Origin of the sequence: Thalassolituus marinus (genome assembly GCF_020320395.1) — a bacterium.
Classification (GTDB): Bacteria; Pseudomonadota; Gammaproteobacteria; order Pseudomonadales; family Oceanobacteraceae; genus Venatoribacter; species Venatoribacter marinus.
This window is the reverse complement of sequence record NZ_JAEDAH010000052.1, coordinates 1-14140: the sequence shown is the minus strand read 5'-3', so window position 1 is coordinate 14140 and position 14140 is coordinate 1. Positions and strand designations below refer to the sequence as shown.

Below are 14140 nucleotides of genomic sequence, written 5' to 3'. Positions count from 1 at the left end.
TTCCCCTGGTAGGCAGTAGGCATTGCAGATTTAAAAGTCGTTTATAGAAAACAGATATCTTTAAACTGTGGGACAGCAGTGGGCATACGCCGGCTTTTTTCTGCCTGTTTACCTCAGAAGGCATTCAGTTTCAGCAGAATGGCATCGTCATGAATGGTGACCGATTGCAGCATCATGCGCGCCATGGCCTGGGTCATATCCTGATCACTCAGGGTATAGACAGGCTGGTCTTTCAGAGCAGGGGTAATCGCTTGCTGAGCCAGTTGAATCAGCTGTGGCTCTGCTGACGGAGGAATACCTTCAATCTGCAGCGATAGCACACGTGGCTCATCGAGATAAAAACTGTAATTCGATTTTTCGTAACGTACCTTGCCGTCGACGGTCAGTTTGCCACGACTCTGCAAGCCGAAGCTGGTGATCACACGGGCGTTGCTGTGAATGCGAATGCGTTGCTCGCCATCCGGCAATTCGAGTAGTGGCTCACTCAGTATCAGGGTAAATATCCCCTGTTGCTGAGTCAGCGGCATGCGTGCATCCAGTTCCTGCTGTAACTGCGCCTCACTCAGGCGGATATCATAGGCTTGTGCCCAGGACGCCAGTAACAGGGAAGCAAACAGAGTGCTTGTGCGTATAACAGACGGAAATATTTTCATCGACGAATGGCCCTGATTTTACGTTCAGTCTGCCGCTTCCAGAAAGCGGCCAGCAGTGAACCACTGATGTTATGCCAGACGCTGAACAGGGCGCCGGGCAATGCCGCCATTGGACCGTAAAACTTGAGTGCAAGTGCCACACCGAGACCGGAATTCTGCATGCCGACTTCCAGTGCAATAGTGCGTGCCTCCGCTTCAGTATGGCCATTCCAGCGAGCAATACCGTAGCCGGCTGCCAGACCAAGACTGTTGTGCAGCACCACAGCGACAGCGGTCAGGCCACCAATAGCAGAAATCTCATCGGCATTCAGTGCCACCACGATGGCGATAATCAGCAGAATCAGCGCGCTGGAAATATCCGGCAACAGGCTGTTAACGCTCTGGCCGACCTGAGGAATGAAGCGGTTACAGAGAACCCCGGCGGCAACCGGCAGGGCTACCATCTGGCCAATGCTGTACAGCATTCCTATTTTATCGACGCTGATACTTTCGCTGGTGTAAAAGCCAACCAGCCATGGGGTCAGAATAATGCCCCACAGGGTCGACATCAGGGTCATGCTGACAGACAGCGCAACATCGCCGCCTGCCAGGTAGGTCATCACATTGGAAGCGGTACCGCCAGCGCAGGCACCGACGATAATCATGCCCACTGCAATTTCCTGCGGCAGGCTGAATACCTGCACCAGCAGCCAGGCAAATAATGGCATCAGGGCAAACTGCAGCAATACGCCGAGGGCGATCGGCTGCGGCTTGTTCCATACCCGGCTGAAGTCCTGCCAGCGCAGCGTAAGGCCCATACAGAACATAATAATGGTCAGCAGCGGCACAATGGCGTCTTTCAGACCCAACAGGGGTTGCGGGTCATACCAGGCAGCAAGGCTTATGAGAACAGCAAGGACAGGGAAGTAACGGTTCAGTGATAGCATAGTTTGGCCAAAAACAGACAATCAGGTCGCTAACGATACAGGTGCATTAAACAATCGCCAACGCCTGCCTGAAATTACCGTCATCAGCATTCATGCAACACTGTTTTCGGCCTGTACGGACAGGGCTCATGCTACTCTCTCCGCCATGAATAAAACGCCGGAGCGTGATATGCGTATTAGGGCCCGTTAACACTGATTAAACGAGGCCTGTTATTGGTTAAAAATTTTTCAGGCAAGACGATGAGAGTGTGGCCTAACGGGTTAAGCAAACGAACAGCAACGCAGCATGAAGGATTTTTAACCATAACCCTGAGGGCTGAGGCCAGTTTTCCTCATCGACTTCGTCACTCATCATTCATTTAGCCCACTAATATCACTCTTCGCTCCTTGTTCTGAGAAAAGCTGGCTCTCAGCAGGCCCGATTCACTTAGTGTTAACGGGCCCTAAGAACCACGAATTAAATCCTACTCAGAATTACCATTTGCTGATTCAGAGTATTATTCCGCGTCCGATTGCCTGGATTCTGACTGCCAATAATGAAGCGGTCGGTGGCTATAACCTGGCGCCGTTTTCATTTTTTACCCCAGTGTGCTCCAACCCGCCGACCTTTGTAGTGTCGATGGGTAAGAAACCATCCGGTGAACAGAAAGATACCTTTGTGAACCTGCAGCGTGATGGCCGTTGTGTTGTGCATATTGCCTCGGTGGAGCAGCTGCAGGCTTTGAATAACAGTTCGGCAACGCTGGCTTACGGTGACAGCGAAATTGAGCGTTCAGAACTTGCGCTGGTGGAGCAGAGCGACGGTGAATTACCACGACTGCAGGATGCCCCCATCGCCTTTAACTGCCGTTACAGCCAATGCGTGGATGTGGGGGCGAATCAGCAGCATGTGGTGTTTATTGAAGCCCATTCGGTAGAAATCAACGAAACCGTCATTGCCAGTCAGGACCCGCGTTTAGTGATCAGTGCGGAAAAACTCAGCCCTCTGGCGCGACTGGGTGGCGCCGATTAGGCGGCTCTGGGCGAGTTATTCAACCTGCTACGGCCTGAGTAGAACCGGGCAGGCAAAGCGGTGATCAGGAACGATTCAGCCAGCGGGTCATGGCGCGACTTATAAAACGCGGGGTAATCTGGCTCAGTCGGTAGAGAAAACTAAACTGCAGGCTGACTGTCCTGTGGGTGCTGGGTTGTGTGCACTGACGTACGACCACGCGAGCGACATCGCTGGCGTCAATGTGTACGCCCAAACGCTCCAGAATAGGTGAGCTTTCCTGCTGGTCGTTGAGCATCGGTGTGCTGACAAATGGTGGCATCACATCGCATACACGAATGCCGTAGGGCTCCCATTCCAGTTCCAGCGCTTCGGTCAGTGCACTGACGGCAAACTTGGACGCCGAATACGCAGCCATGCCCGGTATTCCATAGGTAGCGGATGCGGAACTCATATTGATTACAACCGCATCGCGGCTGTTTTTAAGGTAAGGAAATGCCGCCTTGCAACCGTGAATAACACCCATGACATTGATGTTCATGATCAGTTGCTGGCGTTCTGTGCTGATATCTTCAAAGCGACCAATCGAAAGAATGCCGGCGCAGTTGAACAGCACGTTGAGTTGGTTATTGCAGCGGCTGGTGAAATCCTGCATCACCTGCAGGTAGGCCTGCTGATCGCACACGTCCAGCTGATAACAGTGTACTCGCTCAGAGTCCCACTGACTGACGCTGCTTTGCAGGCTGGCGATATCCAGATCAGCCAGAGCCAGAGTCCAGCCAGCCTGATACAGTTGCTGTGCGGTTGCCTGGCCAATACCCGAGGCGGCTCCGGTAATGAATGCGGTTTTGCTCATGGTTAATTGTTATTGTTATTAAAAATATCAAATTAACCCTGCCACGCTGTCGGGCGCAAGGTCCGATCAGGCATAAAAAAAGCCGCTGATGCGGCTTTTTTCGTTCAGATCCTTCAGAAGCGTGGCTGGCTGTCCCGGGCAACGCTATCCAGTGATGGCCAATCGGCCACGGCGCCGCCCTGGGTCATCAGAATCCAGGGTTTTGCCATGTCCAGAATGGCAGCCTGGTACAGGGCTCTGATCTGATCCGGAGTTACCGTGGCAACTTCCGCAGCAATCGCAGCGTTGGTGTCAAAACCATTGCGGCCCATTTCGATATCACGCCAGAAGCGCGCTGCTTTTTCGTTCATGTTTTTCGGCTTTTCGGTCAGCAGGGTGATCAGCCCCTGGCGATAGGAGTCGAACTCCTCATCGCTCATATCAGCCAGCTGCTGCTCAAAGTCACGGAAGAAACGGATGCTCTGATCGAGGATCTCCTGTGGCGCAGATTCCGGTGACTGAACGATAAAGGCCAGTGCCGGCACGTTTTGCTGCGGATAAGGTGTGGCAAAGACAACATAGCCCATCTGCAGCTCGGTGCGGATACGCTGGTAATACGGCGCACTCAGAATCTGACCGAGCAGGCCGTAACGGGCACGGGTTTTATCGCTGGTGTCCTGACCCTGCACATACAGCACGATGGCTTTATCCTGATGGTCCAGCGTCAGGTTTTTCTGATACTGGCCAGCCGGAGCCTGCAGGACTTCTGGCAGTGAGAGCAGGCTGGCAGAAGCGGGATACGCCTGCTGCACTATGTCAGCCAGTTGCAGCGCCTGTTTCTGGCTCTGGTTACCGTGGACGTAAATCTGAACCGCAACCGAGTCTTTCAGGCTGTCAGCAAAGTGGCGGATATCGTCGCTGGTCACGGAATCGATTTCAGCCAGTAACTGCTCCGGACTGAAGCCCGGCTCATACAACCACAGCTTGAGTTCCGCCAGTTCACGCTCGAACGGTTTGTTCTTCAGCTGGTTTTCCAGATTGCGACGCAGTGATGCTTTGTAGCGCTCCAGAGCGTCGCTGTCCTGACGCAGGTTCGTCATTTCACTGAGTACTCGCTCCAGCAGTACTGGCAGTTTATGCTGATACCCACCCAGAACCAGGTCCAGACCACGGCCTGAGGCACTGAGGTTGTAGCTCAGTCCGGCCAGGTAGGCCGGATAACTGTAGGTATTCAGTGCTTCGTTAACAGTGCGTGCGTACAGACGGGCAATAACTCGCTCTCGCGCGCTGGCCTGCACACTGGCTTTCTGCAGCTGAACGATCAGACGCGCTTTCGGCTGTTCGAACTCATGTTCAGGGTAGTACCAGACACGACGGCTGCTTTCATCCAGCAACAGCGAAGGTGCTGCCTGTTCCGGTTCGGAATGCAGGGTGAAGTCAGTCGGTACAAACGGGTTTTCAGCAGGCAGGTGCAGACTGCTCAGGCCGTCTGTTTCGATATTGGCCGGGTTGTAGTCGGAAGGACGAATGCGAATCGGTGTGCCATACCAGGGATCGGTGGTATCAGTGGTGACCTGAGGAGCAATCAGGGTACGCAGCATATTGCCGGCATTCAGTGCATCGAGGTACGGCTTCAGCGTTTGCTGGGATGCCGGCTGCCAGCGATAGTCACCGTAGATAATGTCTTCGGCAGGGTACACCAGCATGTTGCTGCTCAGGCGTACGACGTAGTCTGACAGACGACTCTGTTCCTGAAAGCGGAACGACAGGTCGCTCAACTGCTCCTGTTCCGTCATCAGATAGGTTGGCAGCGGCTGTTGTTTCAGCAGGTCGATATACTGCATCAGTGCCTGGGTAATGTTTTCAGTGTGCAACAGACCGAGCTTGGTCAGCTGTACCTGCACTACCAGAGCAGTTTCATACGGTGTGCTCATAGAACGACCGGCGCTCAGACCCTCTGCCCAGCCTTTCTCTTTCAGCAAAGCCAGCAGGCTGCCTTCACCCTCATGACCAATCAGGCTGGAAATCAGTTGTACCGGTTTGAACTGGTACACCGACTGGCTTTCCGGAAGCGGGAAGGTGAACTGCAGACGGCGGATTTCCTTCACTGGTTCAATATTCATATCCAGCGGCAGCTGACCGTCGCCGAACAGCGGCGGAGTCTGAGTTCGAGGCGTGGTCTGACGCACAGGGACGGCAGAGAAATGGCTGGTTGCCCAGGTTTCCAGCTGTTCCAGCGAATAGTTACCTGCCAGTACCGCGGTCATGCGATCGGCGGAGTAGTGTTCTTTGTAGAAGGTCAGCAGATCATCCCGGATTTTGCTGTCGTCACGGTCGGACAGGGTATCCAGGTTTCCGGTGGAAAATGAGGCAAACGGGTGAGCCGGATTCATTGCCTGTTTTTCTGCCGAATAAATACGACGGAAATCATCCTTCAGTTTCGAGCTGTACTCGGCATGTACCGCATTTTTCTCACGATCAACATAGGCTTCGTCGAAGGTCGGTGAAATAAAGAATGGGGCAAAACGATCCAGTGCACCGGCAAAAGCTTTATTGTCCAGCTCAAAGAAATAAGTGGTTTGAGCATGGGCGGTAAAGGCGTTATGGCTGCCGCCATGACGACTGATGTAGGACTGATATTCACCCGGTTCAGGATAGGGTTCGGTTCCCAGGAACAGCATGTGTTCAAGGAAGTGTGCCAGACCTTCACGGCCTTTCGGATCATCACCACTACCGGCATCAACGGTCACGGCGGCCGCGGCTTTTTCGGAATCCGGGGTGCTGACCAGAAGAACTTTCATACCGTTATCCAGTGTCAGATAGCGGTAGGCGGCGGTGTCGGCAGGACTGGTAATCAGTTCAGCCTGGTGAGAGAAACGAATCATAGAATATGCAATGGCAGCCAGAACAATCAGTAAGAAGGTCCAGTAACGTGGCGACAGCATGCCGGCTCCTGTGGTCAGCTAAATTAGTGGGCAGTTCCGTTGTGACGGGCAATGGCTTGCGCATCTGCCAGCGAATGGCTGGCCGGATCAAGCGATGCAATCTCGTTCAGACGTGCTTTCTGGGCCTCAAGTTCCACCATCAACAGAGCAAACTGCTGCTCAAAGGCTTCATCGATAACACTGTACAGTTGTTTGACCGGGTCTTCGCTGGATGCTGAGGTGCTTTTCAGGGCTTTCAGGCAGGCGAGGGCAATCTGATGGTAGGCTTGGTCTTTGTTCACAATAAGGCTCCTGGTTAACGGAGCCTATCATACAGCATTCATTGGCTGACGCTCAGGCCCGTCAGCCGATTTCTCCTGAGGCTGAAAACCAAGTCAGCTGATCGCAGCTGACCGGGGTCGAAAGAACGCTGCCAGACAGCCAGTCAACGTTGCTCTGGTGTGCAGACGCCAGAGACTCAGTGGTGTCCATATTCGGAGCATAAATTTTCATACCGTGATCATGAATTCGCTGCAGCAGACGTCGGCTTTGTGGCAGCGATTTGCTGTTGCGCATATGCGTGAGAAACTCGGGGGCCAGGCAGACGCCCTGAATCGGCAGCGACAGAATCTGCCGTGAATTAATATAACTGCGGCCAAAATTAGCAATCAGCAGTTCACACTGACGCGCCCGTAATTCAGCCTGCCAGCGGATGTCTTTGTCATCCTGGCTGAGGATGCAATCTTCCCCCAGAACCACGGTACATCTCACCGGCGTTTCGCAGTCGGCAATGGCTTGTGAAAACTCGCGCACTGTTTCATGGCGATGCTCTGTGGCGTTCATAATGACGTGTAATGGCTGGCTGAACTCTTTGTGCCAGTGGCGGCACACATCTGCCAGCCAGTCTTTCCAGTTGCTGTTCACAGGCAGAGCTTCTGACGGAGCTGCCAGAGCAATCACACTGCCGGCCTGATTGAAAACCGGCATTACCCGGAAACGACTGCTGACCTCCGCAGAGGAATCTTCGCTGCTGGTGGTGACGCTGAGTTTTTCCTTTGGCTTGCTGTTGCCGCTCAGGCCCAGGCGCAGACGTAACCAGTCTTCCCAGTTTTCAACGTAGCCTGGTTTCTGCTCTACCGAAATATCAGGTTGCAGCACCATACTTTGTCCCTGATAGGTCACCGGATCGGTAAAATCCTGTTGTATATTCTGACTGAGTCTTTCTGTTTGCTCTTCACTGACCGTGGCGGGTAGCAGAATCAGGAAGGTTTCCGGTTTCGGAGAGTAAATCTCGTACAGATCGTCGGTGGCCGCCTGAAGGCGCTCATAGCAGATCGCCGCCATATCCTTGCTGTCCAGGCCGTCACTTCTCACACTGACCATCATCAGCTGGGGTTCCCGGCTCGACAGACCTGCAGCATGCTGCAGACGAGACAAATGATGGTCACCGGAATAGCGATCCAGTTCGTCCTGAATATCGCGCAGAGGCTCGCGATCCTCTGATACCCACTGGCAGGAGCACATACGGTATTGCTCACCGAGTGGCGCTATTGCCATCCATGACTGGTGGCGACTCTGGTCCGGTGCGTTAAGGGTAAAATGCCCAAGCCAGGTTTTGCCGTCTTCCACCTGACGGGTGACTTCGGTTTCCATGGTCACCGGCATGTCGGACAAGGTCGTAGCAAACAGGTTTACACCCAGTAGTTCACTCTCACTGCAATTCAGCGCCCGGCACATCGGTGCATTGGCCAGCCGTACGATCCAGTTACTGTCGGTTAGCAGGGTGGGCTGATTGCCCTGCAGTTCCTGGCTGAGGAGATGCATCCGCGCCAGTAGCTGATGCTGTTTAAGCCCTTCTTTGATGTCCATGGTTAACAACAGGTTGTCCCATGGCTTGGCAACAAAGCGGTGAACGTCACCATCCTGTGAAGCCTGGCGCAGCTGAGCGTAATCAACCTGGCCGGATAGCAGTAGGCGGTATGTGGTTGGCGAGATAGCCCGGCTCTTATGACATAGCGTCAAGCCGTTCATGCCGGGCATCTTATAGTCAGAAATCATCAGGTGGATATCGTGGCGTTCCAGAATTGCCAGTGCTTCATCGCCTGAGTTGGCTTCAAATATATTGAAGGACTCGGACCTCAGCATACGACGGATTGCGTGAATAATTCCGGCTTCATCATCAACCAGCAGGATGTTCTGCGACATCGGTTCTCTCCTGTTACCTTACCCGCAAGCATGACCTTTTTACGTTTCCGCCGGAAGTCCCGCAGAAACCTTTAAGGCAAGGAATTTTTCTGCTTTTTCCTTGCATTGCCTGAAGGCTATCTATACTGACTTGAGTGTAGTTGTGATTTTGAGATCGTGCCGTGAGGGATAAACAAGCCTTAACAACCGGCGAAGTTGCCAAATACTGTGGGGTGAATTTCCGCACAGTGATTCGCTGGATAGAACGTGGCCACCTCGATGCCTACAAGCTTCCGGGTCGTGGGGATAACCGTATTCCTGTCAGCAGCTTTATTACGTTTCTGCAGGATAACAATATGCCGGTGCCGGAAGACCTGACGCTGGGCGGACGAACGCTGGTTCTGTTAGCCGACAGTGATGAACTGTCCGCAGATCTGGCTTCCTGTGTTCGCCGGGCTGGTTGGGAACCTCTTGTTACCACAGACCCCATACGCTTTGGATTTTTGCTGGCAGAGCATCAGCCGGGAGCAGTTGCTGTTACCACGGGAATGGCCGCAGAGTCCGTCAGCCGTTTATTGCGCGATATGGAAGGGCGCGAAGTGCTGATGATGTTAATTAACCAGGAAGGCACCGCCGGGATAGCTCCCGAAGGCTGGTGTAACTACCAATGGCCGTCGGATCAGGCTGGTCTGACCTCCGCCCTCAGCGGGGCTGCTGCAGCCTGACAATGTCCGGGTCCGGGCCTGTGCCAGTGTGGAAGGCGTCATGCTGTTAGCAATACTCCTTTGTATTTTTCTGACGGGTGCTCTGGCAGCACTCGTTTTTTATTGCCTGCGACTCAAGGCCCGTCTGGCTGTCGTATCCTCTTCTGCTCAGAGCTACAGCCTGCTCTGGCAGCACTTACCGGATATCATTACTGAGATTGATTCAGCAGGTCGGGTACTTAACATTAATCGCCTGGTTGAAGGCTTTTCTCTTAAGGATGTTGTCGGTCGACTGAGCGACGACATGCTGACACCTGAGCAACGCATTGTTTTCAATAACAGTCTTCAGGCTGCTGTGCGGACACAGGAAACACAGAGTTATGAACTGCAGCTGGTGGGCAGGGACGGCCAGATTTTCTGGCTGAGTTGCCGCCTCGTACCCGTTGTGCACGCCGGTGTACTGCAACGATTAATGGTGATCAGCACCGATGTGACAGACATATACCGTGCCCGTGATCTGCTGAATAAGGAAAAGGCAGAAGCACAGGAGGAAAGTCTCGCCAAAAGCCGTTTTCTGGCCAGCATGAGCCACGAAATCCGCACTCCGATGACAGGGTTGATTGGCATGATCTCGTTGCTCGAACAAACCTCACTGGATGAGGAACAACGGGAGTTTATCGGTGTTATTCAGCAATCATCCGAGCATTTGCTCAATATTGTTAACGATATTCTCGACAGCTCGAAAATTGATGCTGACATGCTGCAGATTGAGCAGGACAGTTTTTCGCTGCGCCGACTGATTGATGGGCTGGTAGGTATGATGGCGGCAGCGGCTAAAGATAAAGGTTTGTCGATACAGTCCTTTATTGAGCCACGGGTGCCGGATCAATTAGTGGGTGATGCCATGCGTATCCGCCAGATACTGATGAATTATCTCAGTAATGCGGTGAAGTTTACCGATAACGGACATGTATTACTGCGTGTGGTTCAGGTCAGCCCACCGGGCGCGGAAGTGCGCTTGCGCTTCTCGGTGGAGGACAGCGGTATCGGGATCAGCGCTGACCATGCGATGGGCCTGTTTTCTGAATTCAGCAGTGCCCATGGACGACGGTCGACACTGGCTGGTGGTACCGGACTGGGGCTGAGTATCTGTAAGCGTCTTGCTCATCTTATGGGGGGCAAGGTTGGGGTGATCAGCTCGGTCGGAATTGGTTCCAGTTTCTGGTTGGATCTTGCACTACCAGTGAATGATATTGCAGCCTTGCCAGCCCCGGATGATCTGCAGGTCAATGGACACAGACTGTGGGTGGCAGACGAAAACCCTGTGAACCGTGCATTACTTATGTCTGTTGCCAGAGAACAGGGGTTCGACGTGACCGAGTTGGTGGATCAGGCTGCGTTGTCTGATTTGATTGCCAGCGGACAAACAGCGGATGTTCTGGTGGTTTCGGAGCGTCTGTTCCGCAGCCAGATGACGTCTTTGGCTGCGATGTCGGAGCAGGGCTGTCGTATCGCGGTAACGTCGCTGTATCTGATTGGTAGTGATCGTAAACAATGGTCAGCGCAGGGCGTTTCAGCCTTCTGGTCCTGGCCCATTGGTCAGCAGGATCTCAGTAAGTTGCTGAAGCGATTGACTGCGACAGAAAAAATAGCAGACGGTCTGAAGGATCAGTCGAGAACAGGTGCTGTCATTGTCCACACTGAAACGGGTACGGGCTGTTGTGTGTTACTGGCCGAAGACAACGCAGTGAATCAGAAAGTTGCAGAGCGTTTGCTGCAAAAACTGGGCTGTACGGTCGTTGTTGCTGGTAATGGTCGTGAAGCGGTGAAATGCTTTGCAGAGCAGGACTTTGACGTGGTTTTGATGGATTGCCACATGCCAGTGATGGATGGCATTGAGGCTACGCGACTTATTAAGGAGCACCCGCGAGGGGTCAGCACACCGGTTATTGCGTTATCGGCGGATGTTATGCCGGAGCAGAAAGCGGCTTGCGATGCTGCCGGTATGGATGGTTATCTTACCAAGCCGGTACGACTGGAGGACCTGCGGCAGGCCCTCAGTCAGCATGTTGCAAAGTGTCAGAGAACACTGCCATAAGGGATAAAGCGGTTATCTGTGCGGCCTTTCAATTCCCGGATCAGAGCTTTTTCCGGCAGCTTCTGCTGTTCTTTCAGGTAACGGAAAACCCAGATAGCCGGATTTTTGGCACCGCATTGCCAGCCAGAGAAGGCATTTTCAGCGATAGTGAAAAACTCCGCCAATGGGAAAAGTTCTTTTTCTTCCAGTGCAGAAATAACGCTCTGCCAGGCTGTTTCATCGAGTTTCAGCCAGCCCCCGGCCTGTTGCAGCGTTTGCTCACCAATCGCTTCGCGCACCGCGTCAGCATCCTCTTTGATGGCTTCTGCCAGTGTTGCAAAGCGTTTAACCGTGGCCACGTCAATTGCACCACTTTGTGGGTTACCAGGTACCCATTCACTAATCATTTGTATTAACCTCAGGCCGTTATCCTGTTGATGCCGGTAGGATATACTAAGACACTGAATTCTCCCACGATCACCCTACAGACTGAGCAGGTTTGCAGAATATTATGCAGGACCCTTTTGCCGATATCCGACCGTACGAGGATGACGAGGTCGGGGCTGTTGTACAGCGTTTACTCCTCTCTGAAAGCTTGTCCTCTGCATTGATAAAATACCGTTTTTCCGGCTGGCCTTTATGGTTACGAAAGCTGGCAGAACCAGTGTTGTGGGCCGTCATCCGCCGTCGTATCAAACACATCACCTCGGTTGACGAGTTTCAGCGTCTGATCGCACACTGGGTGGAAGCGTTACTGACGCGCTCGTCGACCGATATTCAGGTACGGGGTCTGGATAAGCTGGATCCAGCAAGCAGTTACCTGTGGATATCCAATCATCGTGATATTGCGATGGACCCGACTATGATCAATTTCAGCCTGCACCATGCCGGTTGGCCAACCAGTCGTATCGCCATCGGTGACAACCTGTTACGCCATCCTGACGTGGCTGACATTATGCGTCTGAATAAAAGTTTTATTGTGAAGCGGGCGATAGCCAATAAGCGTGAGAAGCTGCGTGAACTGCAGCGCTTGTCTTCCTACATCAGAGAGTCACTCGATTCAGGCCATTCTATCTGGATTGCCCAGCGGGAAGGGCGGGCAAAAGACGGTCGTGATGAAACCGATACCGCAGTGCTGAAAATGCTGGCTCTCAATGGCCGCGATCGCGGTGAAACCTTCGAACAAACCATGTCCGCTATGCGTCCCGTGCCTGTGTCTATTCAGTACGAATGGGATCCCTGTGACGTTCAGAAAGCCCGTGAGCTGGTTATCCGCCAGCAAACCGGCCGCTATGACAAAGAAGACGACGAGGACACGCGCAGCATCCTGCAGGGGCTGACCGGATTTAAGGGCCGCATTTATGTTGATTTCGGAGCACCTGTTACGGGTGATGCGTTGGCCTCAGCAGATTTACTGGCTGTGGAAATAGACCGCCAGTTGGCCGAGATGACGGAAATTCTTCCTGTTCATCAGGCTGCCATGAATCTTCTGCACAATCAGCCGGTCGCGGGTCAGGCTGAGGCATCTGCAAAGATTCTGCAAAGTCGGATAGCGGCTGAGGAACCGGATGTCGCTGCGCGAATCCTAACCACCTACGCAACTCCGCTGCTACGCCAGCAAGAACTTCAGGATTCTCTATGAAAATTCGTTATGCCGGGATACTGGCAACTGTCCCGGCAATGTCTGCCTGTATTGAACTGGGCAGTCACTGGTCAGATGAAACGCAGACGCTGTATGTTGATTACTACAAGGCGGCTTGCTCTGAAGACGATGCGGAACTTTGCTTCCGTGTACGCGAAAGTGAATCGGACAGCTGGGAAATTGCCGAAGACGCAAGGCTCTCGGGTTTTGATGGTTTTGAGTGGGGGAGCCGCTACACACTGACGGTGACGACCTCTTTCGACAGTGATGGCAATCCTTCGGCTTATGCTTTTGAAAGCATTGATGCCTCTACCGTCATGGCTGAAGGCAGCCGCAGTTTTTCTCTGACGTTGTACAGCGCCAGCGGTGTGCTGGCAAAACTGTCTGACTCGGTCTGGCAGCTGGGTAGTGATATTTCATTTGATTGCCTGAACAGCTGCAACGCAATTGCTTCAGCGGTTTCTTCACAGGAGGTGCTGCAGCTGGAGTTTTCAGCAGCAGATAATGCAATCACACTGTCGTCGTTTATCTGCAGCGCCAGCGAAACTGATTTCGACAGTGAGTGTGAAGGTGAAACAGCTGTTAGCTGGTACGTCGCTCCGGTTCAGAGTGATTGTGGCTTCGCAGATGCACAAATGTGCCTGTTATATAAAGTGAACTCGTCTGACGATTACGAATTACTGGCACTTGAAGACGATATCAGCGATTTCGAGCCAGCCTGGGGAAGTCGCTATTATATTGATGTGATCAGCACGGTGAGTAGCGGCGGTAATATCGTTGCTGCGACACTGGAGACTGATGATGCTTCACCAGATGATTACAGCGGCAGCAGTTATAGCTACAGCATTATTGTTCGCGGCAGTGAACTGACAGAGCTTACCAGCGGAACCTGGTCCGGTTACGATGATATGCCGGAACTCGATTGTGATCAGTATTCGCAGTGCAGTGAACTGAGCAGTTACGTCAGTGATGACCAGTGGCTGTTGCTACAGGGCTTTAATGATACGGAGTTTGTAATAACAGACATTGTCTGCCACGACGACGTGCTGAGTGACTTTCGTGATTGTGTTGATGACGAAGACGACGTGAATTGGAATATATAAAAAAAGGCCTTTTATAACACTGCTGTCCCACAAATTTTTATTTGAACTTTTGTGAGATATTCCAGGCCCCTTGTCCTCATAGAGGGGCCTTACCCCTCTCG

12 protein-coding genes are annotated in these 14140 nt (G+C 52.9%); 5 read left to right on the top strand and 7 right to left on the bottom strand.

Annotation, left to right across the window (positions count from 1 at the left end):
• Positions 1-113: 113 nt before the first annotated feature.
• Both I9W95_RS10695 and I9W95_RS10690 read right to left on the bottom strand, forming a co-directional pair.
• Positions 114-653: a DUF1439 domain-containing protein gene (locus I9W95_RS10695; RefSeq protein WP_225674685.1), complete on the bottom strand. Its 540-nt coding sequence runs from the start codon at positions 651-653 to the stop codon at positions 114-116.
• A complete protein-coding gene (locus I9W95_RS10690; RefSeq protein ID WP_225674683.1) occupies positions 650-1579 on the bottom strand; it encodes a bile acid:sodium symporter family protein in 930 nt (309 codons plus the stop codon). The genes I9W95_RS10695 and I9W95_RS10690 overlap by 4 nt, the downstream gene beginning before the upstream one ends.
• 481 nt (positions 1580-2060) lie before the next feature.
• Between I9W95_RS10690 and I9W95_RS10685 the strand changes: the two genes are divergently transcribed.
• Positions 2061-2591, top strand: coding sequence for a flavin reductase family protein (locus I9W95_RS10685; RefSeq protein ID WP_225674681.1), 531 nt, complete (start codon positions 2061-2063; stop codon positions 2589-2591).
• A gap of 64 nt (positions 2592-2655) precedes the next feature.
• Here the strand turns inward: I9W95_RS10685 and I9W95_RS10680 are convergent, their stop codons facing one another.
• The 4 genes from I9W95_RS10680 to I9W95_RS10665 all read right to left on the bottom strand — a co-directional run bounded on the left by I9W95_RS10680 (position 2656) and on the right by I9W95_RS10665 (position 8534).
• Complete coding sequence (locus I9W95_RS10680) at positions 2656-3426, bottom strand: SDR family oxidoreductase (RefSeq protein ID WP_225674678.1); 771 nt, start codon at positions 3424-3426, stop codon at positions 2656-2658.
• Positions 3427-3539: 113 nt separating this feature from the next.
• On the bottom strand, positions 3540-6350 hold the full coding sequence (locus tag I9W95_RS10675) for an insulinase family protein (protein ID WP_225674676.1): 2811 nt from the start codon (positions 6348-6350) through the stop codon (positions 3540-3542).
• Positions 6351-6373: 23 nt separating this feature from the next.
• Positions 6374-6631, bottom strand: coding sequence for a hypothetical protein (locus I9W95_RS10670; RefSeq protein WP_225674673.1), 258 nt, complete (start codon positions 6629-6631; stop codon positions 6374-6376).
• A 61-nt stretch (positions 6632-6692) separates the two neighbouring features.
• Complete coding sequence (locus I9W95_RS10665) at positions 6693-8534, bottom strand: response regulator (RefSeq protein ID WP_225674670.1); 1842 nt, start codon at positions 8532-8534, stop codon at positions 6693-6695.
• Positions 8535-8695: 161 nt separating this feature from the next.
• On the opposite strand from I9W95_RS10665, the gene I9W95_RS10660 reads away from it, so the two are divergent.
• Complete coding sequence (locus I9W95_RS10660) at positions 8696-9238, top strand: helix-turn-helix domain-containing protein (protein WP_225674668.1); 543 nt, start codon at positions 8696-8698, stop codon at positions 9236-9238.
• Between the two features lie 40 nt (positions 9239-9278).
• Positions 9279-11315 carry a PAS domain-containing hybrid sensor histidine kinase/response regulator gene (locus tag I9W95_RS10655; RefSeq protein ID WP_225674666.1) on the top strand — a complete coding sequence of 679 codons (2037 nt, stop codon included), beginning with the start codon at positions 9279-9281 and terminating at the stop codon, positions 11313-11315.
• Here I9W95_RS10655 and I9W95_RS10650 read toward each other — a convergent pair.
• Entirely contained in the window at positions 11297-11701 is a 405-nt protein-coding gene (locus tag I9W95_RS10650; protein WP_225674663.1) for a hypothetical protein, read from the bottom strand. The two genes, I9W95_RS10655 and I9W95_RS10650, sit on opposite strands and share 19 nt — an antisense overlap.
• A gap of 104 nt (positions 11702-11805) precedes the next feature.
• On the opposite strand from I9W95_RS10650, the gene I9W95_RS10645 reads away from it, so the two are divergent.
• Together I9W95_RS10645 and I9W95_RS10640 are read left to right on the top strand one after the other, a co-directional pair.
• Positions 11806-12936 carry a 1-acyl-sn-glycerol-3-phosphate acyltransferase gene (locus tag I9W95_RS10645; protein ID WP_225674661.1) on the top strand — a complete coding sequence of 377 codons (1131 nt, stop codon included), beginning with the start codon at positions 11806-11808 and terminating at the stop codon, positions 12934-12936.
• On the top strand, positions 12933-14039 hold the full coding sequence (locus tag I9W95_RS10640) for a DUF4377 domain-containing protein (RefSeq protein ID WP_225674659.1): 1107 nt from the start codon (positions 12933-12935) through the stop codon (positions 14037-14039). The genes I9W95_RS10645 and I9W95_RS10640 overlap by 4 nt, the downstream gene beginning before the upstream one ends.
• The last annotated feature ends 101 nt before the right edge of the window (positions 14040-14140 follow it).